Annotated in this window: 23 protein-coding genes and 2 riboswitches; of the genes, 6 read left to right on the top strand and 17 right to left on the bottom strand. The window is 58.1% G+C overall.

The window, feature by feature from the left end:
- Nucleotides 1-156: 156 nt before the first annotated feature.
- Complete coding sequence (locus tag ML541_RS09925; protein ID WP_243372641.1) at nt 157-837, top strand: transposase; 681 nt, start codon at nt 157-159, stop codon at nt 835-837.
- Nucleotides 828-1,022: a hypothetical protein gene (locus tag ML541_RS09930; protein ID WP_243372907.1), complete on the top strand. Its 195-nt coding sequence runs from the start codon at nt 828-830 to the stop codon at nt 1,020-1,022. The genes ML541_RS09925 and ML541_RS09930 overlap by 10 nt, the downstream gene beginning before the upstream one ends.
- Before the next feature lie 364 nt (nt 1,023-1,386).
- Here ML541_RS09930 and ML541_RS09935 read toward each other — a convergent pair whose 3' ends face one another.
- The 10 genes from ML541_RS09935 to ML541_RS09980 all read right to left on the bottom strand — a co-directional run bounded on the left by ML541_RS09935 (nt 1,387) and on the right by ML541_RS09980 (nt 12,396).
- Complete coding sequence (locus ML541_RS09935; RefSeq protein WP_243372642.1) at nt 1,387-1,701, bottom strand: helix-turn-helix transcriptional regulator; 315 nt, start codon at nt 1,699-1,701, stop codon at nt 1,387-1,389.
- Nucleotides 1,691-2,023: a type II toxin-antitoxin system RelE/ParE family toxin gene (locus ML541_RS09940; RefSeq protein ID WP_243372643.1), complete on the bottom strand. Its 333-nt coding sequence runs from the start codon at nt 2,021-2,023 to the stop codon at nt 1,691-1,693. Before ML541_RS09940 ends, ML541_RS09935 begins: the two co-directional genes overlap by 11 nt.
- Nucleotides 2,024-2,106: 83 nt before the next feature.
- Nucleotides 2,107-2,373 carry a hypothetical protein gene (locus tag ML541_RS09945; protein ID WP_243372644.1) on the bottom strand — a complete coding sequence of 89 codons (267 nt, stop codon included), beginning with the start codon at nt 2,371-2,373 and terminating at the stop codon, nt 2,107-2,109.
- A 45-nt stretch (nt 2,374-2,418) separates the two neighbouring features.
- Nucleotides 2,419-4,470, bottom strand: coding sequence for a molybdopterin-dependent oxidoreductase (locus ML541_RS09950; protein ID WP_243372645.1), 2,052 nt, complete (start codon nt 4,468-4,470; stop codon nt 2,419-2,421).
- Between the two features lie 112 nt (nt 4,471-4,582).
- Nucleotides 4,583-5,977 carry a DVU_1553 family AMP-dependent CoA ligase gene (locus tag ML541_RS09955; protein ID WP_243372647.1) on the bottom strand — a complete coding sequence of 465 codons (1,395 nt, stop codon included), beginning with the start codon at nt 5,975-5,977 and terminating at the stop codon, nt 4,583-4,585.
- Nucleotides 5,971-6,444: a DVU_1555 family C-GCAxxG-C-C protein gene (locus ML541_RS09960; RefSeq protein ID WP_243372649.1), complete on the bottom strand. Its 474-nt coding sequence runs from the start codon at nt 6,442-6,444 to the stop codon at nt 5,971-5,973. Before ML541_RS09960 ends, ML541_RS09955 begins: the two co-directional genes overlap by 7 nt.
- A gap of 34 nt (nt 6,445-6,478) precedes the next feature.
- Nucleotides 6,479-6,958: a DVU_1557 family redox protein gene (locus tag ML541_RS09965; protein WP_243372650.1), complete on the bottom strand. Its 480-nt coding sequence runs from the start codon at nt 6,956-6,958 to the stop codon at nt 6,479-6,481.
- A gap of 72 nt (nt 6,959-7,030) precedes the next feature.
- A riboswitch (molybdenum cofactor riboswitch) is annotated at nt 7,031-7,152 on the bottom strand.
- Between the two features lie 195 nt (nt 7,153-7,347).
- A complete protein-coding gene (locus ML541_RS09970) occupies nt 7,348-8,016 on the bottom strand; it encodes a molybdenum cofactor guanylyltransferase (protein WP_243372652.1) in 669 nt (222 codons plus the stop codon).
- Between the two features lie 28 nt (nt 8,017-8,044).
- Nucleotides 8,045-10,105, bottom strand: coding sequence for a molybdopterin-dependent oxidoreductase (locus tag ML541_RS09975; RefSeq protein ID WP_243372653.1), 2,061 nt, complete (start codon nt 10,103-10,105; stop codon nt 8,045-8,047).
- A 251-nt stretch (nt 10,106-10,356) separates the two neighbouring features.
- Nucleotides 10,357-12,396, bottom strand: coding sequence for a sigma-54-dependent Fis family transcriptional regulator (locus tag ML541_RS09980; protein ID WP_243372654.1), 2,040 nt, complete (start codon nt 12,394-12,396; stop codon nt 10,357-10,359).
- Nucleotides 12,397-12,460: 64 nt separating this feature from the next.
- Between ML541_RS09980 and ML541_RS09985 the strand changes: the two genes are divergently transcribed.
- The gene (locus ML541_RS09985; RefSeq protein WP_243372655.1) at nt 12,461-12,721 is read left to right on the top strand and encodes a hypothetical protein; all 261 of its coding nucleotides are present in this window, start codon (nt 12,461-12,463) and stop codon (nt 12,719-12,721) included.
- Between the two features lie 26 nt (nt 12,722-12,747).
- Here ML541_RS09985 and ML541_RS09990 read toward each other — a convergent pair whose 3' ends face one another.
- The 4 genes from ML541_RS09990 to ML541_RS10005 all read right to left on the bottom strand — a co-directional run bounded on the left by ML541_RS09990 (nt 12,748) and on the right by ML541_RS10005 (nt 18,262).
- Nucleotides 12,748-13,653 carry a bifunctional enoyl-CoA hydratase/phosphate acetyltransferase gene (locus ML541_RS09990; protein ID WP_243372656.1) on the bottom strand — a complete coding sequence of 302 codons (906 nt, stop codon included), beginning with the start codon at nt 13,651-13,653 and terminating at the stop codon, nt 12,748-12,750.
- A 13-nt stretch (nt 13,654-13,666) separates the two neighbouring features.
- Nucleotides 13,667-14,734 carry a butyrate kinase gene (gene buk, locus ML541_RS09995; protein ID WP_243372657.1) on the bottom strand — a complete coding sequence of 356 codons (1,068 nt, stop codon included), beginning with the start codon at nt 14,732-14,734 and terminating at the stop codon, nt 13,667-13,669.
- 352 nt (nt 14,735-15,086) lie between these two features.
- The gene (locus ML541_RS10000) at nt 15,087-16,454 is read right to left on the bottom strand and encodes a sigma-54 dependent transcriptional regulator (protein ID WP_243372658.1); all 1,368 of its coding nucleotides are present in this window, start codon (nt 16,452-16,454) and stop codon (nt 15,087-15,089) included.
- Nucleotides 16,451-18,262: an ATP-binding protein gene (locus ML541_RS10005; protein ID WP_243372659.1), complete on the bottom strand. Its 1,812-nt coding sequence runs from the start codon at nt 18,260-18,262 to the stop codon at nt 16,451-16,453. The genes ML541_RS10000 and ML541_RS10005 overlap by 4 nt, the downstream gene beginning before the upstream one ends.
- A 296-nt stretch (nt 18,263-18,558) precedes the next feature.
- Nucleotides 18,559-18,635: riboswitch (cyclic di-GMP riboswitch) on the top strand.
- 71 nt (nt 18,636-18,706) lie between these two features.
- Between ML541_RS10005 and ML541_RS10010 the strand changes: the two genes are divergently transcribed.
- From ML541_RS10010 to ML541_RS10020, 3 genes are all read left to right on the top strand, one after another.
- A complete protein-coding gene (locus tag ML541_RS10010) occupies nt 18,707-20,038 on the top strand; it encodes a L,D-transpeptidase family protein (protein WP_243372660.1) in 1,332 nt (443 codons plus the stop codon).
- An 89-nt stretch (nt 20,039-20,127) separates the two neighbouring features.
- Nucleotides 20,128-20,448, top strand: coding sequence for an Lpp/OprI family alanine-zipper lipoprotein (locus tag ML541_RS10015; protein ID WP_243372661.1), 321 nt, complete (start codon nt 20,128-20,130; stop codon nt 20,446-20,448).
- 150 nt (nt 20,449-20,598) lie between these two features.
- Entirely contained in the window at nt 20,599-21,501 is a 903-nt protein-coding gene (locus ML541_RS10020; RefSeq protein ID WP_243372895.1) for a L,D-transpeptidase family protein, read from the top strand.
- A 26-nt stretch (nt 21,502-21,527) separates the two neighbouring features.
- Here ML541_RS10020 and ML541_RS10025 read toward each other — a convergent pair whose 3' ends face one another.
- Genes ML541_RS10025 through ML541_RS10035 form a run of 3 tightly spaced genes read right to left on the bottom strand, consistent with a single transcriptional unit; the run spans nt 21,528 to nt 24,806 of the window.
- Nucleotides 21,528-22,568: an HAD-IA family hydrolase gene (locus ML541_RS10025; RefSeq protein WP_243372663.1), complete on the bottom strand. Its 1,041-nt coding sequence runs from the start codon at nt 22,566-22,568 to the stop codon at nt 21,528-21,530.
- Nucleotides 22,558-23,049: a pyridoxamine 5'-phosphate oxidase family protein gene (locus ML541_RS10030; RefSeq protein WP_243372896.1), complete on the bottom strand. Its 492-nt coding sequence runs from the start codon at nt 23,047-23,049 to the stop codon at nt 22,558-22,560. Before ML541_RS10030 ends, ML541_RS10025 begins: the two co-directional genes overlap by 11 nt.
- A complete protein-coding gene (locus tag ML541_RS10035; protein ID WP_243372665.1) occupies nt 23,049-24,806 on the bottom strand; it encodes a sigma-54-dependent Fis family transcriptional regulator in 1,758 nt (585 codons plus the stop codon). The genes ML541_RS10030 and ML541_RS10035 overlap by 1 nt, the downstream gene beginning before the upstream one ends.
- Between the last annotated feature and the right edge of the window lie 439 nt (nt 24,807-25,245).

A 25,245-nucleotide genomic window follows, 5' to 3' on the forward strand; every position in this document is an offset into this window, starting at 1 on the left:
AGTAAAATGGCTGTAGGACATGGTGGGTTCCTTTCCGTAGTGAGTGTTGGTCGCGCTTCACACACTACCAGAAAACCATCATGTCCTGCTTTTTTATCACGTGGTGCACTTACGAATAGAATCTACCTGTGAAAATCGGACGGTACTATTTCACCCATGCCAAGAATAGCCCGCATCATAGCACCCGGCTACCCACATCACATAACGCAACGCGGCAATAATCGCGCTACAGTATTTTTCGATGATGAGGACCGGCTGACATATTTAAAGTTGCTGGCAGATTACACTCAGAAGCATCATGTGCAGATCTGGGCTTATTGCCTGATGAGCAACCATATTCATCTGCTCACCGTTCCCGAAACGGAAACCTCTCTGTCGCGTGGTATCGGCCTTGCTAACCAGATGTATACCCAGTATCTCAATCGAAAGCTCAACCAGTCAGGCCGCATCTGGCAAAATCGTTTTTTTTCTTGTGTCGTCGAAAACGAGCGCTATCTTTGGGCCGTTGCACGCTACATTGAGCGCAACCCGATTAAAGCAGGACTCGCTGCAAAAGTTGAGGGGTATCGGTGGTCCAGCGCCAAGGCCCATGTGTCAGGCACACATGACCCATTGCTTGCGGCAGAATTTTGGCTTTCACCGCAGGAACAGAATGCGTATCGGGAATTTGTGGCCTTTGAAGATGAAGAAATGGATAACGCCATCCGCAAGGCCACTAACTCCGGCCGGCCTTTTGGATCGGAGTCTTTCGTTGATATGCTGGAATATAGGTTGAATCAGGTACTCAAACCAAAGAAACCAGGACGACCTAGAAAGAAAACCGGGGAGTGTCCCTAATTTTTCATTCCGATGCGCCGCTCTTCCCGCTCAAGAATCCGGGCATCGTCTCGGTGCCGATCGGCTTCCTGGTCACGATTGTTGCCACCCTGCTCTTCCGCAACAAGCGTGAGGAGGAGATGTTCGAAGAGCTCTTTGTCCGCCAGACCACCGGTTATGGGGTAGCCAAAGCAGCGAGGCATTGATTCGCCACTATTGCATTGTCATGGAATGTGATGCAGGGGCAGGAATTCCCGTGGGTTCCTGCCCCTTTCTCTTCGATCTTGGAACTTGCGCTCGGCAAAGAAGCGGGCAGATACATATCAGGAATGGGTGGAAGGATCGATTCCGGAAGGCGAATGGGAGCTAATCCGGCAATCCCTTCAGCGAGGACAGCTAACCGGCAGCATTAGATTTGTGGATGAGATTGAGCAGAAGATCGAAAAGCGGGTGGAGTCTCGGGGACAGGGGCGCCCGAGGAAGATTATAAAATAAATCTTTCCCCTTTTTCCCAAATGAAAGTCCAAAATCAAGAAGCCGCCCGAAAAGGCGGCTTCACAAAGACAAGGATTACGAGTGCTGCGGCACCAGCTTTATCTCCAGTTTGCAGTTGACAGCGGCAGCGTACTTGCGAAGCATCTCAAGAGACGGGGAATGACGGTGAGAGCCAAGTGAAGCTTCTACCCTCGCCAATGATGGTTGAGAAACACCCATTTTTGCCGCCACCTGTTCTTGAGTAAGCCCCGCTTGCTTGCGGGCCGCAAGAAGAGCATCCAGAGCAGCAAATTCATCATCCAAGGCTTCCCATGCTTTCTTGAAATCGGGGTCTTGAAGGTCTTTCTCCAATTTTTTCTTGGGGTGATACGAAACCGGTTTATAGCTCATGATTCATTACCTCCTTTTGCCGGGTGAGCGCTATATCGAGTTCCCATTTTGGTGTCTTGTCCGTCTTTTTAATGAAACTGTGAAGAATAACGATCTTTCTTCCGACCATAGTGCAGAAAAACGCTCTACCGATTCCTTCTTCTGCCTTGGCACGGATCTCAAAAAGGCCATTACCAAGCGCACGTGTATGCGGCATTCCCAAGTTGGGACCGTATTCTTCCATGCGTAAGGTCAATGCTCGAAATCGAGCACGCAAGCCAACAGGCCAAGCATCAAGCTCATCCTCAACAGCTTCGTTGTAAAACAAAAGACGGAAAGTCATGGCATCAATATACCACACATGTTATAAATGTAAAGAACTTTGAAAGTGCAGCCCCAACCATCGGCAAAGCATCACTGGGCCTTCTAACGACAAAAAAGCACCCTCCGAACGGAAGATGCTTTTTTTGCATCAAAAAAATCCCTCAGCGTCAACCCATCACCGGCAGCAGCTGCAAAGCTGCACCTCTCCATCCTGCACAGCCTCGTTGCGCAACCGGTAATAATCCTCCAGAGTATTGATATTGGCGAGGAACAGAACTCAGGATCAAACCGCGCCGCTTCGGTGGCCGTCACCTCCCGAACCCTGACCTTGGGGAGCAGCGAGATCACCCGTTGCTCCCCCTTCTGCATGAGATCTTCTAGCACCGGCAGAGCGCACAAGATCAGTTCATAAGGTCAATCCGCCTTCCTGATGCTGCACAACAGCCCCTTCCACTGGGGGTAGCCCATGATCGGCTCCCGACAGTTGCAATCGGTCAGGCGGTTGCAGTTGGCCTCCCTGGGCCAGCCGTGGGGCACCAGCACCACCCCTTCCATGGTCCGGTCGCTCACCTCCGCCTTCATCTTCACCCACCCCCGGTCGGTCTCGATGATCACGTCATCCTGATGGGCAAGGCCATATTTGGCCGCCGTCTCTGGACCCATTTCGGCGCGGGGATAGGGGTCGAACTTGCGCATGGACTCCACGTTGTGCATCTGAGAGCCGTTGTAGTGGAGGTAGCGGGTACCGGTGGAAAGCACCAGGGGGTATTTTTCTCCCAGTTCCGCCCAGCGTGACCCCTGGGGGCTCTTTTCCGGCTCCTGGTAGGTGGGGAGCGGACTGGCGCCGACCTTGGCGAAGGCCTCGCTGTAGATCTCGATCTTGCGCGTCGGCGTGGCAAAGGAACGGTCATTCAACGTGTAGTTCTTCTCCTGATAGACCCCCCCCTCCGGATTGTCCCGCAGGTAATCGAAGGAGAGGCTGCAGGGCCCCAGCTCATGGGCGACCAGCTCTTCATCGGTCTGCCAGGGAAACTGCTCGCCGAACCCGCACGCCTCGGCCAGCCCCTTGTAGAATTCCAGGACCGTCTTGGTCTCGTGGAAACGGTCGGCTGCCGGCGGCCGCAGCATCAGGTACGGCAGACAATGGCAGACGTTGTAGTTGTAGCCGAGCCCCCAGAATTCCAGCTGGTTTGCAGCCGGAAGCACATAGTGGGCATGCTCTGCCGTCTCGGTCATGAAGAGATCGTAGACCACCAGCAGGTCCAACTTTTTGAAGGCATCGGTGAGGGCGTTGGAGTCGGGCATGGTGACCAGCGGGTTGCCTCCGGCGACGATAAAGGCCTTGATCTTGCTGGGGATGCTCTCCGGCACCAGGTTCATGACCGCGTAGGGGCTGGTCCGGTCCCAAAGCTCGTAGAAGAGCGGATATTCATCGGCCCCGAGGGGCTTGCCCGGGAAGGGGAGGCTCACGTCGGCCAGGCTTAGCCGGGGGCTGATCACCCAGCCGCCGGGGACGTTGATGTTGCCGGTGATGGACTGGAGGATCGCCATGGCGCGGTCGGTCTGGCTGCCGTTGGCCTGCTGGTCCTGGGTGCAGGTGCCGTGGCAGATGCTCGCTCCCTTGGTGCTCGCGAAAAGCCGCGCCAGCTTGCGGATGTCGTCGGCCTTGACCTCGGTGATCGCCTCGGCCCATTCAGGTGTGTACTGCTGGATATGGGGCACAAGCTTATCGAAGCCGTAGGTCCACTTCTCCACGAACTCGTGATCGTAGAGGTCCTCGTTGACGATCACATGGATGAGGGCCAGGGCGCCGTCGGTGCCGGGCCTGATGGGCAAATACATCTCCGCCTGGTCGGCAATGGCGATTTTGCGCGGGTCGATGACCACGACCTTTGCACCCTTCTTTAGGTTTTCCTGGATGGCCAGGGCGAGGGCGAAGTCCGATGCGGCCGGGTTGTGGCCCCAGAGCACGTAGAGGTTGGAGTCCATTTCCTCCACCGGATACTTGCCGAAGGTGATCTGCCTGGCCCGGATCCTCATGCGGAAGCAGATGCTCTCCACGGAAAAGAAATTTGGGGAACCGAAGGCGGCCTTGAAGCGATGGGTGAGCGAGCCCATCTCCAGGTTCTCCACGCCGATAGAGCCGCAGAAGAAACCGAGGGATGACGGGCCGAACTCCTCCTTAAGACCATTTAGCTTGGCGCCGATCTCGCTGTAGGCCTGCTCCCAGGAAATCTCCTGCCATCCCCAGTCCACCTTTTTCAACGGGCGCTTGATCCGGTCTTTATGATAGAGATGCTCGATCATGGCCTGCCCCTTGGCGCAGATCTTTCCCTTGTTCATGGGGTGGGAATCCTGCCCCTTCACCCCGACCACCTTGCCGTCTTCAACTGTTACCTCCACACCGCAGCTCTGGTAACAAAGACAACAGGCGGTATAAAACGTTTTCCTTTCTTTCTCAGCCATCTTTTCCCTCCAGTTTTGTGGTGTGCATGCCTTTCATAACATCATCAATGCCTGATCTGCTCCTTGTATCCGACCTCCGTTTCCGTGGATTGTTTTCAATGTCCCTCCCTGTTCATTCCCGGCAATCCTTGATCTGCCTCTTGCCGGTGCCGGTGGTGAACCAGCCGGCGGTGTCGAAGGTAATGCTCCGCAGGACCAGGGCCTTCTGCCGGAAGAGGGGAGCCACCGGCTCCTTGCGCAAAAGCATGGCAACCGCCTCCCTGGCGATGCGCTCTTCCTCACCGCCACTAACCTGCAGGCAGAGGTGGAGCTGATCCTGGTCGGCAAACCTGCGCACCTCGGCAGCAAAGTTGAGCACACCGTCGATGGCGAAGAGGGCCTCATCCAGGATGGGCATGTTCAGGCTCAGCCCTTGGGCAAGGGGCACGGCCGCCTCGAAGCGCCCCCGGACCGGTCCCAGTCGTCGCAACACCGAACCGCACGGGCAGGGCTCGGTAAGCATGCGCGCCCGGTCCCCGGTACGGTAGCGAATAAGGGGCATGCCGGTCCGGGTCAGGGTGGTGAAGACCACTTCCCCTTCGACGCCATCAGCGACCGGCTGGCCGGTGAGGGGATCGACAATCTCCGTGTAAAGATCCGCCTCCCGCAGGTGATACCCTCCCCGCGCCTCGCACTCGACCCCGCCACCAAGGCCGGTTTCGGTCATACCGTAATGGGTGAATACCCGGCAGCCCCAGCGTTTTTCCAGCCGTTCCCCAATGGCCGCCGGTACATAATCGGTGGACAGGAGCACGCTTTTCACCCAGCCGGCCGGGATTACGTCGCTCCCAGCGCCGCAGGCCAGGGAAAGGATCTGGGTGGGTATGCCCACCAGGCATGCCCCCCGATGGCGCATAATTTCAGCACGGGCAGCTGCGTCGTCCCGCACCGGCCCGTGGATGACCACTTTCATGCCGGTACGGTCAAGACCCCGCGACAGCAGATCCCCGACGCTGTCCGGTTGCTCCCCCGGCAGGAAAATGATGACCGTCTCCCCCGCCTCCACCATGGTGGACATGCCGTTGCTGAAGAAATCGATGGTCGATTCCAGGTCCCCGCCGGTGAAAAAGAGCCGTTTCGAGGCGCCGGTCGTCCCCGAGGTCTGCAGGGTGACGATCCGCTTGATCTCCCCCAGGGAGGTGCAGACCATGCGCATCCCCTGTTCCCGGACATGGGCAGGGGTCGTGAAGGGGATCCGCTCAAAGTCCGCGAGACTATTCATGGGGCCGATGTGGGCAAAAAGCTCGCGATAGAAGGGGCTCCGCTCCCGCGCATAGGCCACCACCTCTTTGAGCTTCTCCAGCTGGTATGCGGCGATGGCCGAAGAGGTAAGCGGCGCATGCACCGCCAGCCGTTGCCTGATCCAGTTTTCCAGGGGGGTCTTTGTTATGACCTGGTTCCCTGCCGGCTCCGGCCGGATACCACGGAAGATTTGCTCCTGTTTTCGGGCCTGTTCAAGGATTACCATGGCCCACCTCCTTTGGCCACGCCGGCTGTGGATGCCAAAATCTCCCGGACCTTTGCCAGCGTCGCGATGAGGAGCAGGGCACAGGCCCGCTTGTCTGGGCTGGCCGTGAGGATCTCCCCACAGGTGATGCCACCGTAGGAGCGCTCCGCCTCCAAGGCGAACCAGCCGTTAAGCTCATCCAACAGCAGGGGAAGCTGGCTGTCCGACAGGTCTTGCTCCCTCCCCTCTACCAGACCGTGGGATAATGCGCAGGCGGCAGCGGTGAGGATGCCGCAGATCCCGGCCGATTGGCCGCCGCCAAAGCAGAGGGCGGCCATGGACCGCACCAGTCCCGGGTTGTCCTGCCCCTGTTCCTGCAGGAGCAGTTTCACCAGTATCTGGCTGCAGCAATACCCCTGATGACGCAGGGACAGCATCTCCAGGTAGGGGCCGTCCAGTTGAATCGGATTCGTCGGTTTGTCATTCATGGCAGCTCTCCTGCATAAAAAATTTCACCCCTCGCTATTTGTCTTCCAGCATCCGCTCCGCCATGGCCATTTTCACCACGGCGTTTTCCTCGCTCACCAGCACCCGCTGGCAGGCCGGGCAGGCAGGCAAATCGGCAACGAAGGTCTCGTCCAGGTAGGCCAGTTTCACCGCTGCCCACTCCAGGGGCAGGTCGCAGGCTGCACAGATCCAGTCCACCTTTTCCCCTTCTTTGCGGGGGGGCATGTTGAAGCCTTCCAGGATCTTCATCCGATGTGAATAGGCGGTAAAAATCCGGTAACCACCATCTTCCTGAACATACTCCACCCAGTAGGTAACCTTGCCCGGAGTGGCATGGGCCAAACGATGCCCCGTTGTCCGATGGCTGTGGAAGCGCCCCTCCCCTTCGGCAACCGCCAGCACCTGGCGCAGATCCTCTTCCCGGATCCCCCGATCCTCCAGCAGCTTGCGCACCGCCGGTTCCATATACAGTTTCCTGTTGTCATCGTTGTTCATGCTTTCCATCCTTTCCCCTAAAAACCCAAAAAGGCCTTTCACATGGAAAGGCCCCGCGACGGTCCCGGATACTACCGAGCCGTTGGGTCTCCTTTGCATAATGGAAGGCAGCGCCGTTTCCCGCGCTACCCATAGGCCGGACCGCCGTGAGGAGTTATCCTTTTAGGCGCCGCGGCTCGGAGATCGTTTTATTCGGTTTTGCGGAGGAAAACCTCCGGTGTTTCACAACGGGCTTCAGTTAGCCCTATCAGGTTGTTGAAAAACGTCATGAGGAGGTTGCTATGCAAGGCTCAAGCGAGCGAGGGAACGAGGCGTACCCACTGTACGTTGAGTTTCCGAGCGAGCGGCAACGCAGCAGAGCGACCCCGCAATAGTTTTTCAACAACCTGTTATTCCCCGTTCGGGTCGCTGTACCTCAGCCGATAATAGTCCTCAGGGGTATTGATGTTGACGAACGAGTCGAACCCCGGATCGAAGGCCGCCAATTCTTCCGCCTCCACCTCCACTACCCTGACCTGGGGGAGGAGTGCCAACATTCGTTTCTCATCCCTTTGCAGCAGCTCTTCCAAAGCGGGCAAACACCCCTTGCCGTAGATGGCGTGGATCGGTTCAAACCCTCCGGCGCTTCTGGGGATGACCACATCCTCCCCCTGGTACCGTTCGGCCAGATGCCTGATCAGTCTCGGGTTCAAATGTGGCATGTCACAGGCAACGGTGAAGATGGCCGGCTCGCGACACTGGCTGAGCGCCCCGTGGATGCCGGCGGGCACCCCTTTTCCCGGGTAGAGGTCGGGCACTTTCCGGCAGGGGAGGAACTGGTAGACCTGCGGCGTGTTGGTGACGATGATCACCTCGTCGAAGAGTGCGGCGAGGGTGTGGTAAATCCCTTCGATCATCCGCCCCCCCCGGTGCATGAGGAGCGCCTTGTTGTTGTTCCCCATCCGGCTCGATGCCCCACCTGCCAGGATCACCCCGGTAATTCCCTTTATTTTCCCGCTCTTTTTGGAACATTGACCGGCGGCATACATTACCTTATCTTCCCTTAAGGCGACGTTCACGACGACCTCCTTCCGTTGCAGGTTGTTATCATGCAGCGGCAGAAATCTTGCGCACCGAGCACATGAGTGATTTCACGTCCGGATAGCCGAGGATCTTTTCCCGGCAGTCGGTATCGGTAAGCAGGTTGGCATTGGCCTCTCCCGACCAGCCGTGGGGAACGAAGATGCATCCCTCCGCCACCCGCTCGTCCAGGTTGACCTTCATCTGGATGCTACCCCGGTTGGTTTCGATGAGGATGTCGTCGCCACTGGTAAGGCCAAATTTCGTACCAGTGGTGACCCCCATCTCGGCAACCGGGCCGGGAGCCTCGGCCTTGAGCTGGTCGATGCTGCGGAACTGGCTGTGCACGTAGTAGTAGTTGCGATGGCCGGTGGAAAGGATCAGCGGGTATTTTTTCAGGAACTTGTCGTTGCTGTTCCTGGGGCTGCGCTCCGGCTCGATGTATTCCGGCAGGGGATTGGCACCCACCTTGGCCAGGGCGTCGCTGTAGATCTCGATCTTGCCGGTCGGGGTGGCGAACATGCCATCCTTGACCACGTATTTCTTTTCTCCGTAATAGAGCCCTTCCGGGTGGCCGTGGAGCATTTCTTCAAAGGTGATGCCGGTCGGCCCCAGTTCGAACTGGATCAACTCCTCTTCGCTCTGCCAGGGAAACTTATCGCCGATGCCGAGACGCTTCGCCAACTCGGTGAAGACCTTCCACTCCGACCAGCTTTCGCCGATGGGCTCGATACACTTCTTGCGCAGCATCAGGTATGGCAGACAATGACAGACGTTATAGGTATAGGCGAGCCCCCATTTTTCCAGGTGGGAGCAGGCAGGAAGCACGTAATGGGCCTCTTGAGCGGTCTGGGTCATGAACATGTCGTGGACCACCAGGAGATCCAGGCGGCGGAAGGCCTCGCGGAAGGCGTTGGAATCAGCCATGGAGACGAGTGGATTGCCCCCCACCACGTAGAAGGCCTTCAGCTTGTCGGGGATCGCCTCCGGCACCATGGTGATGACGCCGTAGGGGCTCTTTCTTCCCCAGACCTCGATGAAGAGCGGATACTCGTCCATGCCGAGGGGGTCCCCCTCCACATTGAGCCCCACATTGCCGAAATTGGGGCGCGGACTGATCACCCAGCCGCCCGGGACGTTGATGTTGCCGGTGATGATCTGTAGAACGGCAAAGGCGCGGCTGTTCTGGGTGCCGCCGGCGGTCTGGTCCTGGGTGCAGGTACCCTGGAAGATGGAGGCACCCTTGGTGGTGGCGAAGAGCCGCGCCAGTTCCCGGATCTTGTCTGCAGGCACCCAGGTGATCGCCTCGGCCCACTCGGGGGTGAACTGCTCCACGTGGGGAATCAACTTCTCATAGCCCATTGTGAACTTGTCGATGAAGTCATGATCCACCAGGTCTTCCTTGACGATCACATGGAGCATGGCCATGGCCATGGCGCCATCGGTACCGGGGCGGATCTTCAGGTACATGTCCGCCTGGTCGGCCAGGGGGATGCGCCGGGGGTCGATGACCACCAGCTTGGCCCCCTTGGGCAGGTTGCGCTCCAGGGCCAGCTTCAGGGGAAAATCGCTGGCGTCGGGGTTGTGCCCCCAGAGGATATAGAGCTTGGAATCCAGCTCCTCGGTTGGATACTTGCCGAAGGTGATCTGCCGGGTGCGGATGCGCATGCGGTAGCAGATGCTCTCCACTGAGAAAAAGTTGGGGGAACCGAAGGCCGCCTTGAATCGCTGAGTGAGCTGGGCCATCTCCAGATTTTCCACGCCGATGGAACCGCTGAAGACCCCGAGTACGCTGGGGCCGAACTGTTCCTTGAGCTTGAGGAGCTTGGCGGCGATCTCGTCCAGGGCCTGGTCCCAGGAGATGGGGACGAATTGCCCGTCCACCTTTTTCAGCGGCGTCTTGATGCGGTGGGGGGAATAGACATGGGTCAACGCCGCTTCACCCTTGGGGCAGAGCTGGTCGGAGTTGATCGGGTGCCCCGGCAGCCCCGCCACCTTGACCGCCTCGCCGTCCTCGATGGTAACAGTGGTGCCGCAGCTGTGATAACAGAGGGTACAGTCGGTGAATACCTGCATTGATGAAGTCATAGGTGCTCCTTCTCCGGTAGTATCGGCATCGGCATGTCCAGCAAGAAGCGATGCGTACCAAAGGAAGAGCAACGGTTGTGCCAAATAATGTTTTAGCTATTGAACACATAAAGGCAAGGCGGAGTTAGTGGAATTTGCAGCGCTTTTCGGGAAAAACATAGGGGCAGGATAAAACGATGGTGTGTTTCTGTGGTGGACGAGTTGTCCGAAATTAGGACAAGTGTCTGTTTTCCGGACAAACAACCGGATAACTAGCGGTCGGCACCCAGCTTTTCGTAGAGCTTGGAGCGGCTGATCCCCAGAAGCCGTGCCGCCTTGGACTTGTTCCCCCCCGCCTCGGCCAGGGCCGCCTGGATCGTCTCCATTTCCATAGCCGCCAGGGTCTGGGTATTCTTTGCCGCCGCTTTGCCGGGGCGGCCGACAATCTCTTCGGGAAGGTCCTGCAGTTCTATAAGGCCGCTTTCCCGGTAATTCAGCATCCGCTCGACGACATTTTCCAGCTCCCTGATATTGCCGGGCCAGTAGTACCGGGTTAAGGCCTCCAGTGCCTGGTCGGAGAGCCCCTCCACCCGCCGGGTAAGGAGATTGTTGTATTTTTTGATGAAGGTGTCGGCAAGGAGCGGGATATCCTTGCGCCTGTCACGTAGAGGGGGGATCTTCAGCTCGACCACGTTGATGCGGAAATAGAGGTCCTCCCTGAACGTCCCTTCCGCCACCATCCGTTTCAGGTCCCGGTTGGTGGCGGCGATAATCCGCACGTCCACCTTTCGGGATTTGACGCCGCCGACCCGCTCGATCTCCTTGTCCTGAATCACCCGCAAGAGCTTGCTCTGCAGGACCAGGGGCATGTCGCCGATTTCGTCGAGAAAGATCGTACCCCCGTCGGCCAGTTCGAATTTCCCAGGTTTCCCCTGCCGTCGCGCGCCGGTGAAGGCACCGTCCTCGTAGCCAAACAGTTCCGCCTCGGCCAGCTCGGCGGGAATTGCGGAACAGTTGACCTTGACGAATGGTTCCTTGCGCCGATTGGAGGCATTGTGGATGGAGTGGGCGAAGAGCTCCTTGCCGGTGCCGCTTTCGCCGGTGATGAGCACAGTGGAGTTGCTCCGCCCCACTTGCAGGACCTGGGATTTAAGAGTGGCAAGACGCTCGTCCCGGCAGACGATGCTCCCCACGGTGTAGCTGGTGCCATTGACCTTGTAGAGCTCGTCCTTGTAGTAGTTCAACTGGATATTGATGCGGTTGATCTGCTGGACGAGATCGGTCAACTGGTCCAGGTCTTCGTAGATCTTGACCACCGAGCCCTTGACGTTTCCCCCCTGGGTGATGGGGAGGGTCGAGACGACGCACGGCGTGCCATTTACCTCCAGAACACCGATGGGGGGCCGGTCAGGGGCCACAGGGATGAAACGGTCGATTTTCGTGCCAATGACCCGTTCTTTCCCCTCCCCCACCTTGTTGCAGAAGCGGCCGTTGGCCAGGGTAATTATGCCTCCCTCGTCCACAACCGCCACCCCCTCGTAGGCCACCTCCAGTACCGTCTCCAGGGTCATCTTCAGCTCCTTGACCGTTTCAAGCTCGTGGGCAACCCCCTCCACAGCGGTCATGTCCTGGATGACGAAGATGGCTCCCTTATTCCTGGTGTGCTGGTAAATGGGAACGGCGGTGGCGATCAGTTTCAGGGCGTTGTGCTCGATCTTGCGGGGCAGCATCCAATCGCCGCTGCTGACGGGGGAAAAATCCCTTTCCAGTTCGCGGAGATAGTCGCCGATGTAGCGCCCTGTTTCGATTCCGCCGAGGATATCCTGGGCGTAGTGGTTGGCCATGGTGACCAGACCCGTGTTGCTGGTGGTGAGGATGCCGGCCGGCACGTTCTCCACGACTCCGGAGAGCTCGCGGAAGAGATAATCGGTCCGGTCCAGGAGCTCCAGCACCGTTCCCGCCTGGGTGGCGACACCGATCGGCTCGTTGTCCCGGTTGACGACGATGGTCTGTCCCACCCGGCAGGACTGCAGCCACTTGGAGAGAGCTTCAAGGCTGTCGTAGGAGGTATCCTCGCAGGCGCTCACCACCTCCCGGATGTAGTACGGTTCGATGGGGGCATTGATGTCGATCCCCTTGAGGAGGCATTCGTAGAGATGGGACTTGGAGAAATAGCCGATCAGCTTACCCTGGTCATCGACCACCGGCACCCCATTCAGCCGGGACGCCTGGAGCAGCTCCACAGCCCTGCGGATGGTGTCGCCGGGCCGGATCTGCACCCTGGTTGCCAGCATGATTTCGCTAACCCGCATGGATCTTTTCTCCCTCTTTGTATCGCGTCGATTTGTTCGCAGAACATAGTTATACCATGTATCTATGAATAAGATAAGAGTTACCTGCCTGGCAGCTCCAGACAGTCGCGACATCGTCCGTTCGCTCTGTCGCCACAGCTGCGGACCTTGCGGTGCCGCCCGCGTAATCATCGACGACGCTGCAATCGGCGGCTTCTCACCGTTCCACATGCGGCGGGTGTCCGCTCGCCGCTGTGGCTCGTCGCTCTCTCCCGATGCCACGACTGCCTTCCCAGAAATGCCTACTGAACGTAAAAAAGGCGGAACACTGCCATGTCCCGCCTGACCACATCACAACAATGATCAAGTTACTTAAGATATATAGGCCGCCAAAGCGATGGTCAGCAGCATGGTATCCGCCGAATCGGACCGGGAGGTGAGGACGATGGGCGCCTTTGCCCCCATGACCGCCGTGGCGATGCGCTGCTGGGTGTAGTAGACCAGGCACTTGCGCAGGGGGTTGGCCGAGAGCAGGTTAGGCATCATGATGACATCCGCCTGGCCGGCCACCTCCCCCTTGATCTTCTTGTATTTGGCAGACTCGAGGGAGATGGCGTTGTCGAAGGCCAGAGGTCCTTCGATGAGGCACCCTTCGATCTGACCGCGCTCGGCCATCTTGCTCAGGGCCGCCGCCTCGATGGTGTCGGGCATGGCCGGGTTGACCACCTCCACCGCCGAGATGACCGCCACCTTAGGCAATTCGTTCCCCAGCTTGTGGGCCAGGCCGACGACGTTTTCGATGATCTGCTTCTTCTCGTCCAGGGTCGGCGAGACGTTGATGGCACAGTCGGTAATGAAGCGGAACCCCCCTTCCTGCGCGTCAACGATCTTTTCGTAGATGGTGATCTCGCTGATGACCTTGTTGTCGTTCAGCCCCTTCTGTTTGTCGAGGATGGCCCGCATGAAGACGGCGGTGGGAAGATTCCCCTTCATGATGGCGTTGGCGCTTCCCACCACCACCAGCCGCACCGCCTCCTCGGCTGCTTCCTTCTGGTCGGGGATGTTGATGATGTTGATCAGATTCGAGTCGAAACCCACCTCTGCCGACATGGTCTTGATGACCTCTTCGTTACCGACCAGGACGAATTCCGCCAGTTTCATCTCCAGTGCCTGCTTGACCAGCTTCATCACCGTCGATCCTTCCGGGCTGACGATGGCAATCTTCTTCTTCGGTTTTTCCTGCACTGCGGCAATCAGTTCATTGAATGATTTGAGCATTTCTCCTCTCCTTTCAGTATTGTGAGAGTGCTTCCGCACCCGTAAAGTAGCGCATGGCGCCGGCCGCCAGGGCAGCCATTTCGTTTTCTCCCGGATCCAGGTGGACATCGGCAATGAAGGAGACCTTCTGCCTGAGGCTTTCGGTGAGACGCGCCGAGTAGGCGAGGCTGCCGGTGAGGGCAATGGCATCCACCTTTCCCTCCAGCACTGCCGCACACGCCCCGATCTCTTTGGCCACCTGGTAGGCCATGGCCTCGTAGACCTCTGCGGCAACGGTATCCCCCTCGACTATCCGCTTTTCTATCTCCAAACCGCTGGTGGTGCCCAGATAGGCATTCAGCCCGCCACCCCCCTGGATCAGCCTGAGCACCTCCCCCAGTGAATACTGTCCGCTGTAGCAGAGCTTGACCAGGTCCCCCGCCGGCAGCGTCCCCGCCCGCTCGGGAGAAAACGGGCCATCTCCATCCAGGGCGTTGTTCACATCCTCCACCCTCCCCTTGCGATGGGCGCCCACGGAGATCCCCCCTCCCAGATGGGCGACGATCAGGTTGACCTCTTCATACGCCTTGCCCAGCTTCGCTGCGATCTTTCGTGCCGTCGCCTTCTGGTTCAGGGCGTGGAAGCTGCTCTGGCGCCTGATCAAGGGGATACCCGAGTAGCTGGCGGAGACACAGAGCTCGTCCACGGTGGGTGGATCGACGGTCAGCGCCGGAATCTTCAGCCTCTGCCCCAGCTGATAGGCGACGATGCCGCCGCACATGTTGGGATGCTGGCCGTATTTGCCGCTCTTCATGTCGTCGATCATGGCCGGGCAGATTGCATAGATGCCACCTGGGATTGGCTTCATGTTCCCCCCCCGGCTCGCAATGCCGTCCAGTTGCTCCAGGGGGACATTTTTTTCCGCCAACACTCCGAGGACTGTTTTTTCCCGCAAATCGTACTGGTCGATGATGGTCTTATATTTTTTCAGCTCTTCTGCCGGATGGGGCACCGACTCGGTGAAGAGGATCTCTGCAGATTTACTCACTGCCACCTTGGTCGAGGTGGAACCCAGGTTGATGACCAGTACCGTTTTCTCCATTGCCGCTTCCTCCTCCTGCCGGTTGGTAGACCGGCAGCATCAGGAAATGGTGCACCGGTCATTCTATAAAATTATGTTTTGCAAAATGCGATCCACTTCTTTCGATAACCTCATCAAGGCTTTAGTTGCAGGCAATTACGTTGTTTTACCTGTGCAGCGCAGAGCATCTCTGCCGAGCACTGTTTTACCAAATGATCAAATTTTCCCGAGCCCATGTAAAATTGTGAAGTGCAGATGTAAAAAATTGAGGGGGAAGGTGCCGCCGGGAATGGGGCAATGGGGATGAGCCTAAGGGGAACAGGGGGCAGGATGGGCGGCGGCCGGGAGCCGGCAGGCAGAAATTGATTTGTTTTTAGCTCTTTTCGTCGTCCTCCAGGCCGTATTCCTTAATGCGCCGGTCGAGAGTCGGCCTGGAGATGCCGAGGATCTCGGCAGCCCTTTTCTTTTCGTTGCGGACGTAGAGCAGCACGTTCTGAATGTGTTCCCGCTCCACCTCGTGGAGCGGCTTCAACAGAAGCGGGAAGCGAGTTGCTGAGTCGTTCTCCGCCTCCAGGTGCAGCGATTCGGGCAAGAGCATGTTGCCCGGCGAGAGGATCACGGCCCGGCGCAGGGTGTTTTCCAGTTCCCGCACATTGCCCGGCCAGGAGTGGCCGAGGATCTTGTTCATGGTTTCCTGGGGAATGATCTCCACAGCTTTACCGGTCTCATGGTGCAGCTTTTCCAGGAGGAATTTGACCAGGATGGGAATATCCTCCTTCCGCTCCCGCAGGGGAGGCAGCTCTATGGAGACCACCTTGAGGCGGTAATAGAGGTCGTTGCGGAAGATGCCGTTTGCCACCAGGGTGGAGAGGTTCTTGTTGGTGGCGGCGACGATGCGCACATCAGCCTTGATGGTTTCGAGCCCCCCAACCCGTTCGAACTCCCGCTCCTGGATGAAGCGGAGCAGCTTCACCTGGATCTCCGGGCTGATCTCGGAAATCTCGTCCAGAAACAGGGTCCCCCCCTGGGCCAGCTCGAATTTGCCCGGCTTGGTACGAATGGCGCCGGTGAAGGCCCCCTTCTCGTGACCGAACAATTCGCTTTCCAGAAGGGTCGGGGAAAGGGCCGAACAGGCCACGGCAATGAACGGCCGGTTGCGGAATTGGCTATTGAAGTGGATGGCACGGGCGACCATCTCCTTGCCGGTACCGCTTTCCCCCTGGATAAGCACCGTCGCCCGTGAGTCGGCTACGGCGCCGATAGTCTTGTAAACCTCCTTCATGGCACGGGTCCGGCCGACCATGATGTTCTGCTCGAAATGGGGATCGAATGAATCGCTGAAAGCAACGCCGGTGCGGGAAAGGGCACTCATTTCGAAGATTTTGTCAATGACCTCGTCCAGGTGATCCAGATCCACCGGCTTGCCCAGGTGGTCGATTGCCCCCAGGCGAATGGCCTTGATGGCGGTCTGCATCTCATCGTAGGCTGTGATCATGATGACCGGCAGAGAGGCTTTTTCCTCCTTGATGCGTGTCAGCACCTCGAAGCCGTCCATACCTGTCAGGCGCAGGTCCAACAGGACCAGGTCGATGTTGTGACCGATGGCATTGTCGCCGAGGGCCAGATTGACCGCATCTGGGCCGTTGGCGGCGGTGACCACCCGGTAGCCCACCTCCGTGAGGTGCAGTTCCAGGGTACGGCGGATCGCCTTGTCGTCGTCGGCAATGAGGATCGTCTTCATGGTGCTGTATCTCCTGTTTCGGAAGGTCCCTGCAAGGGCAGGGTCACCGTAAAGGACGCCCCCTGCCCCGGTTCGCTCTCCACGGCCACCGTCCCCCCATGGCGCAGAACGATGGTCTGAACGATGGAAAGGCCGAGCCCGCCGCCGGATGCCCTGGTGGTAAAGAAGGGATCGAAGAGCTGCTCCAGCTTGTTCTGCGGGATTCCCGCACCGGTGTCGCTGACCGTGATCTGGGCCATGCCATCGGCACTGCGGGCATGGATGGTCAGATGCCGCTCTCCTGCTGTATCCCCCATGGCCTCCATGGCGTTGAGGATCAGGTTCAGGAACACCTGATGGATCTGCTCCGGGTCGCAGATCAGCTGAATGGGCGACTCCATGCGGACGGTGGTCCTGATCAGCTGCTCTTCCAGCCGCTGGGACAAGAGTTGCATCAGACGGCCGATGAGTTCTTTCAGTTCCGCCTGCTGCAGATGCAGAGAGCGGGGGCGGGCGAAATCCATGACATTCTTGAGCAGCCGGTTGAGCCGCTGGATCTCCCCATCGACAATGGCGAAATTTTCCCGCAGGGTCCCCGCCAGATCGATCTTTTTGCGGATCATCTGCATGTTCATCTGAATCGCCGAGAGGGGATTACGGATCTCGTGGGCCAGCCCCAGGGCCAGATGCCCCACCGCCGCCACCTTTTTCGCCACCAAAAGCTCATGGAAGGTCGATTCCAACCGGGAATGGGCCTCACTCAAGGCACCGGTGTGGTGTTTGACCTGAGCCGAAAGGACCCGGTTCCAGTTGAGGAGCAGCCCCAAGAGCAGTGTTGCTACGCCGATAACGGTCACCAGCAGCGTATTGGCAAATGTCTCCTGTCGGTGCAGAAAGGTGGAGAGCATTTCATCCACCTCATGTTCGGGAGTGGAAATGCCCAATGCCCAGAGGCGGTTTTCGATGCGGATCGGATGGTAGCTGCCGATCTTGCGCACCTGGTGCTGAAAGGAGCCCGGATCCAGGTAATCGTACCAGTCGCTTCCCGGTTGGCCGTTTTCCATGGAAAGGAGCAGCCGGTAGAGGCGCGGCCAGCGGGGGAGAAACGCCTCCTCGAAGGTGAGTCCCACCAGGCGGCCGCTGGGACCGACGAGCATGGTCCGGTTGCTGATGTCGGCCAGCCAGGCATGCCCCTCCTTGCCGATATGAATGGGGAGGATGTGCTTCTTCGCCAGGACATCGAAATCGATGGCGCAGATGACGACACCGAGAAAGGTCTCGCCGGGTCCGTAAATCCCCTCGGCAACGATGACCGCCTTGTTGCCGCGCTGCACCCCCCCCTGGAGCCGGGCATAGGGGGAGAGGTACATCTGCCCGGGGCGCCCCATCTCCCTGGCCCAGTGATAGTAATCCCGCCAGGCGTAGCTGCGCCCCAAGGTGTAGGCATCGTAGGGTTCGACGCCGATGGCGATTCCCCTGTTGTCGAAGATCACCATGTCGATAACCGGGGTATTGGCCAGGGAGCCGTAGATCTTCTCCAGACTCCCCTTCACCTCCCGGGCCCGCTCCCTCGTCACCGCTTTCCCCTCGAAGAGGTTGACCACCAGGTCCAGGTTACGGTGATAGGTGGCGAAGAGCTCCTCCAGGGTATGGGAAGCGAGTTCGGCCATCAGCGATTGCTGACGGTTGTATTGCTCGATGAAGCGGGCGCGCGCCTCGGCCCGCACATCCCTGCTCGCCCGCTGGATGAGCAGCAGGGCGGCAACGGCACCGATCAGGACCGCCACCAGGGCGAGCGGCAATTTATGTCTGCGTAAAATAAAGATCATCTTAATCACATGGCAAGTTTCATGGTACCTTTATCGCCTTGGCTGCCGCCTGCCTGGCGATGGAACCTTTTCCAAGGCTTATAAAACAAGGTTATACTATCATCACAAGGCGCCACTTGCAAGCGGCAAAATGGTACTTCAATACTACAAGGTACGCGAATAACATCGTCTCTCAATGCCAAAATATCTGAAGCATAGAAGGCTGTCATCAGCCGGAGGAGCATTCACACAAGATATTAAAAAACATTGACACCGGCTCACAGAAATGGTAGCAATGCCGGAAATTATTCGACGATAGACGATAATACTTAACCATTTGCAAGAATGGGGCGGAAAGCCTATAGGGTCTCACCGAGACAGCCGGGTTGCCGAAATATCACAGGATATTCGGTCCCGGCTTTTTTTGTAGTTCAAACACTGTCGAAAGGTGTCGCATTTAACCACATGTGCCGAACAGTTGACCTGTCATTCTCAGCCAGTTTCCCGCTCCGCCTCATGGCACTATGCATGGTCATCGGATCGCTCACCGGATGCGTTGCCATGCAAAGGGCCCCGGACGCGCCACTTCCTTACAACCTGGAACAATCTTCCGTCCCGGCAAGGGAGATTGAAAAGAACAGGTTTCGCGTTGCCCGGGGCGACGAAGTCATCGGCCGGTTGGGCGTCATCAAGCTTGAAAAGGGGGATACCCTGCCGGATGTGGCACGGCACTTCAGTCTGGGTGTCACGGCAATCAGTGCCGCCAATCCGGGGGTGGACATCTGGGTGCCCAAGGCAGGGGAGCAGGTGGTTCTGCCGCTGCGCTTCCTCCTGCCCGACGCCCCCCGCAAAGGCATCGTCGTCAACCTGGCCACCATGCGGCTCTTCCACTACAAGGAGGATAAAAACGCACTGGTGGTCACCACCTATCCGGTCGGGATCGGCACCAAAGAGCGTCCCACCCCCATGGGCCAGATGTTCGTGCAGCGCAAGGTAAGCCGGCCGACCTGGTATGTGCCGGCATCGATAGCAGAGGATCATCGGAAAAAAGGGGATCCTCTGCCCGCCAAAGTTCCGCCAGGACCGCTCAACCCCCTGGGGGAATGCGCGCTCTATTTGAACAAACCCAGTTATCTGATTCACGGCACCAATAAACCGGCCAGCATCGGCCTTAATGCCTCCAATGGCTGCCTGAGACTCTATCCGGAAAACGTCAAGATGCTCTACGACGACACTCCGCTCAAGACGCCGGTTGTCATTGTCAACCAGCCCTATCTCGTCGGTCAGGATAATGGGGTCCTTTACCTGGAGGCCCATAAGCCCCAGGAAGGGACGGGCGCCCTTGAACTGGAAAAGATCTATGCAAAACTAAAAGCCATGGAAAAGAAAGGGGTACGCAGCCTGGACTGGAAAAAAATCAGTGAAGTTCAGGCAGAGGCCCGGGGCATTCCTGTCCCCATCGAGATGGGTCAAGGAGATGGAAAAGAGGCTGAGAAGCCGGTAGCTGTCGAACATCCGGCCAAGTTGTACGGCAAGCCGGAAGTTCCCGAACTGAGACCTGACGCCTGGTATGTCCTGGCTGCCAAGACGAAGGATGAAACCGAAGCGCTGCGCCTTGCCGCCATCATAAATCACCAGGGGCCGCCGATTCCGGCACTGGTGTTGTCGAAGAGCGAAGGCCACCGGGTCCTCGTCGGCCCCTTTGACAGCAGCATTGCTGCCAAAGAAGCTGCCAGAAGGCTGAAAATCGATCTGGAGATCGACGGCATAGTGATAGAACCAGACAAGAAGATATAGCGATCCCATCCCCCGGGTGGGAGTTGTGCATTTGTGAGTATTCCCTCTTCTTGCAGAGGGAAATTTCAACAAAAAAGGAGGAGTTGGCAATGGGAAAACGTCTTTCGATTATCGCAATAGGGCTCGCTTTTGCCGCATTGACGGGATGTGCAACAACCGGCGAGCTGGAGAAGGTGCAGTCCCAGCAACAGCTTGACAGTGCCAAAGCTGATCAGGCAGTTCGCGATGCACAAGCCGCCAAGGCGGCAGCCGATGCTGCCAAGCTGCAGGCCGATGCTGCCGCAGCCCGTGTCGAAAATGCCATTAAACTGGCGGAGGAAAGGGAAAAGGCTGCTGCGGAAAGGGAAAAGGCCGCAGATGAAAAAGCGGCAAAAGCTGAAGCCATTTTCCAGAGATCCATGAGGAAGTAAGTCTACGGATAAAGAATTGGCAGGGTCGCAAAGCCCTGCCAGTTCTTTATCTATCATGTTGGTTTAGAGGTCTGGATAGTGGAACCCTGCAATTCAAGTGTAAAACCAAGGCCGGGCAGGATGTGTTATCTCTGCATCTGCATTATTATGATGCTGATCTGCGGCTGCAGTCATTTCAGCGAAGAATACAAGGCCAGGCCCACCTTCGCAGAAGCGAACAAGCTGTTCAGCCAGGGGAGTTACCCCACCGCCCTCGGCAAGTACAAGCAGATCAAGGAACAGTATCCCGCCATGGGGGACAGGGCGCTGTTCGAGATGGGCATCATCCATGGGCATCCGCAGAATGCGCAGAAAGATTATGCTAAAGCCCTGGAATGCTTTCAGCAACTGGTCAGGGATTACCCTGGCAGTGGCTACCGGCAAAACAGCGAGATGATGATCTTTTACATCAACAATGTCACCCTCAAGGACCGGACCATTGCCACACAGCAGCAACAAAACGAGTCCCTCCGGCAGGAGACTGCAACGCTCCAGCGCCAGGTGAAGGACAAGGAAAACGAGATTGCCCTGCTGCAGAAAAAGATCGAAGGGCTGGAACAGAAGATCTCCAACCTGGCCATGCAGAAAGCGACGGCAGACAGGATTCTCATAGAAAAGAAACAGCGACGTTTGACCTTGTTCTCCAAGGGGGAAGTGCTGAAAACGTACCGGATCGCCCTGGGTGGGAACCCGGACGGCCCAAAAGAACGGCTGGGGGATAACAAGACCCCGGAAGGTGTCTACGCCATCGATTCAAGGAACAGGGACAGCCGCTATCACCTGGCTCTGCATCTTTCCTATCCAAACGAGCGGGACAAAAGGCGGGCAAAGGAGCTGGGGGTGGATCCGGGAGGAAACATCATGATCCACGGCCTCAAAAATGGTTTCTCCTATGTTGGCGACCTGCATACCAAGGCCGACTGGACCAAAGGCTGTATTGCCGTAACCGACGAGGAAATTGCGGAAATTGCCAAGGCAGTGCCGAACGGTACGATTGTGGAAATACGGCCATAGAGGGCCTCTTTTCAGGCTCTGGAAATTCAGCCGGCCTGTACGATGGCAGGAAGACTCTGGTGGGAGGAAATCAGGCGGTCGGGATAATGGGACGACAGGGAAGCGCTATCGCCGGCCCCGGTAAGCACACCCACAGCATAGACGCCGGCGGCGCGGCTTGCCATGATATCGATGGGCGCATCACCCACGTACAGGGAGGCGGTCGGTGGGACGTCGAGTTGGCTCAGGCATTTCAGGATGCCCGCCGGATCGGGCTTTCTCGTGGAGACATCCGGGCCGAGCACGACCGCGTCGAACCGGTCCAGGATGCCATTAGGGCGCAGCAGTTCCAGCACTTCCTGCCGGGCTCCGCTGACGATGCCGAGTTTGATCCCTAGCCCCTTGAGGACATCGAGGGTCTGCAGGACCCCGTCAAAGAGCCTGCCCTGCTCCCGAAGGATTTGCGGCCACTCTCTGGCGGCCTGGGCACCTATGGCTTTGACGACGGCATCCACATCACTCCGCTCCTTGGATACGGCTCCGCGCCAGAAGCTGGTACCGGCGGCCAGCGCCGCACGCACCTGCTCCTCCGTCACTTGGATACCGAAGGGTGCGGCTGCGACCTGCGCCAACTTGATGTACGCCTCGACGGAATCGACGAGGGTGCCGTCAAGATCGAAAAGCACCGCCTTTACGGAAATGGGGCGGCACAATTCCACGCTGAGATGCGCTGCCGGAGCAAGGGTGAGATGCCTGCGGATCGGCAGCGCGGCAACCAGCTCGACCTTGTTGTGTGGATAGTTTGCAACTTCCGGTAACAGCACTGCGGCCGGAATACGCCCCATCACCTGTACTGGGTAGCAGTGCGCCCGGCAGAAGGCCGCAGTCACTGGCTCAAGGGGGTAACCCGGCATATCCTGCCACTTTCGCCATCGCGCCAGATTGATCTCATCATCCAGGGTCAGATTGAGAGTGCCGGGAAAGGGATCGATGCCGACAGTATCCATGAGCCGGCAACGCACCCAGTCGAGCCCGGTAAATGCCGCACCCCGCCCCAGCCCGTCAGCCAGGCGACCTTCAAGCACCATGGCGGTTCGTATCCTTTCCGGCCGAAGTTACATCCACCTCCTCCCGATGGCCTAGACCGAGGGAATTATCGATGAAGTAGAGGCGGCGGGGGGTGATCCTGTACCAGCGTACTTTGGCCAGAGCCTTGACAATTGCCGCGGGAGCGTGATCGAGCATGCCAACCAGGGGAAATTTATTGCCGTAGAGGCGGCGGGCGTGTTCCTCTTCGGCTCCGGCCAGCTCCCGGGCCTCCCCTTCCATCTGCACCCCCTTGATCTTCAGCCAATCGGTCTGGTTCTCCTGGATCGTCACCGCCACGCGAGGATCGACGGCCAGTTCGAGCGCATGCCGGCTTGTGGGGGAGGAGAGAAAATAGAGGGTGTAGCCGTCACTGGCATAGAATACCGCCGCTCCCAACGGCCCTTCGCTGCCGAATGTGGCCAGTGTGGCAACATGGTGGTCCTCCAGGTAGCGCGCCACCTTCATGCCCAAGGCGTCCATCACTGCGCGGCACCTGCCGCCGCTTCCATGAGCGGCGCCGCTCCATCCTCCCGCCGGGGCTCTTCCCCCTGCAGGCGCTTCAGCCGGTAGGCCAGTTGCGGCCGGGTCACGCCGAGAATGCGGGCCGCCGCCGAAAGATTCCCCTTTGCCTTCTGTACCGCTGCCTCGATAAGCCTTGCTTCCGCCTGATCCAGGCTCACGGTGCCGTTCAGGACCTCGTCCTGAAGGTTCATCCCCCCCTCCGCCTGATCCATACCCAGACTGCCGTTGCTCTGCAGCCCGAACTCCATGGCATGTGCATTTTCGCTGGCGGAAAACATCTGCTCCAGCTCAATCCTGCCCCCATTGGGAGTGAGGATCACCCCCCGCTCCACCATGTTCATCAGTTCCCTGATATTGCCCGGCCACTGGTATGCCAGGAGTCCGCGCATCGCCTTGTCGGTGAAGCCGTTGATCTTCTTCCCATGCACCGCCGAATATTTCTCCACGTAGCGGTTGGCAATGAGGGGAATGTCCTCCTTGCGCTTGCGCAGGGGAGGGATGTCGATCTGGAAGGCATTGAGCCGGTAGAACAGATCAGAGCGAAATTTCCCCTCCTTGACCAGCTGCTTCAGGTCCACGTTGGTTGCCGCCACCAGCCGCACATCGATCTTCCTCACCTTGTCGTCTCCAAGCCGTTCGATTTCCCCCTCCTGGAGGACGCGCAGCAGCTTCGCCTGGGCCGAAAGAGGCAGATCACCTATTTCGTCGAGGAAAAGGGTACCGCCATGGGCACGCTCGAACCGTCCCGGCCTGGAGTTCAGGGCGCCTGTAAAAGCCCCCTTCTCCACGCCGAACAGTTCCGACTCCACCAGGTCGTGGGGAATGGCGGCACAGTTGATGGCGATGAACGACTCGTTGCGGCGGACTCCCCGGTTGTGCAGGGCACGGGCGAAAACCTCCTTGCCTGACCCGGTCTCCCCCAGGAGCAACACGGTGATCTGCGTGGCGGCGGCCTGCTGACACAAGTCATAGGCAGCCCGGAAGGCAGGGGAGTTGCCGATGATATCGGAAGGGATTTTCTCTTTTTCCCCAATTGCCGAGCGGAGCTGCACCACCTGGGTCTGCAGGTCGATCAACTGCTCGGCGATGGATTCCTTGTTGAAAAAGCGGCTGTATTCGGCAGCATCCTCCCACTCCTCCAAAGGTTTGCCGATGATGCGGCACTGGCTTCCCCCCGTGCCGGCGCATTCCACCTCTTTGTAGAGAATCGGCTTGCCCATGAAGGCCGAGGCATAGGCGCAGGCATAACCCACCTGGCTCCAGCAGACCGGCTCTGTGTAGGTGCCGTGGTAGTGCTTGTGCCACTCGCTCTCCCAGGAATAATCCCAGATAATATCGGCGTAAAAGGTCCCTGCGCTGCGGTCATATTCCAGGGCGATGATGGAGGAGCGGGCAATTCCCTCCAGCATGTGCAGTTCGGGACCCGCCATGAATGCCCCCACATCCCCATCGCTGCCGGCCCGGGTACGGGCAAGTTCGAAGTCGCGCAGGCCTGCCGCATATCCCATCCGGGTCAAAAGTCCCCGCGCCCGGTCCATGCCCAGCGTGTCGATCAACTCCCGGCGCAGTGAACCCTGGGCCTCGGCGTGAACGAGCAGCATGCGATGCTCATGGAGCCAGATCTGTCCGGTTTCGCTGCAGAAGCGCAAACGCGCCCGCAAATCCTCCGTATTCGTTTCGCTGATCGGCCTGATCTTGCCACTGTATTTGTACATAGGCTCACTTTCCCCATGTTTAATGCATAAAAGCAGATGTCCGACCTGAAATCGGGGACCGTTACACAGATAAGCAAATTGTCAAGATTGTTTTAAAATATAACTAACATTGTTATATTACATCGCCTAACCGCCCCATGCAAGGAAGAAATATTTCTTCGACCTCCCTCTCCCGGATCAGCCGTAAGATTGCCCAATTTCACCAAATGATCAAAAAAACCTCCCCCCTCCCGGGCCAATTTAACCAATTCGTCAAAAATGGGCCCGACACTGACACCTTGGAATCACGACCCACCTCGGACGCTTTTCCGGAATCTTGATAAATTTACCCAGTCAATCCAAGAAGTTGTAATTTTTTTCACAATAATACAACAGTGTTTTGGCATATGCCGTGCTTTTTACAAGACAAGAAGACAGGGAGTTGATCATTTCGACAAAA

This window comes from Geotalea sp. SG265, from assembly GCF_022808985.1.
In the GTDB taxonomy this organism is placed as follows: Bacteria; Desulfobacterota; Desulfuromonadia; order Geobacterales; family Geobacteraceae; genus Geotalea.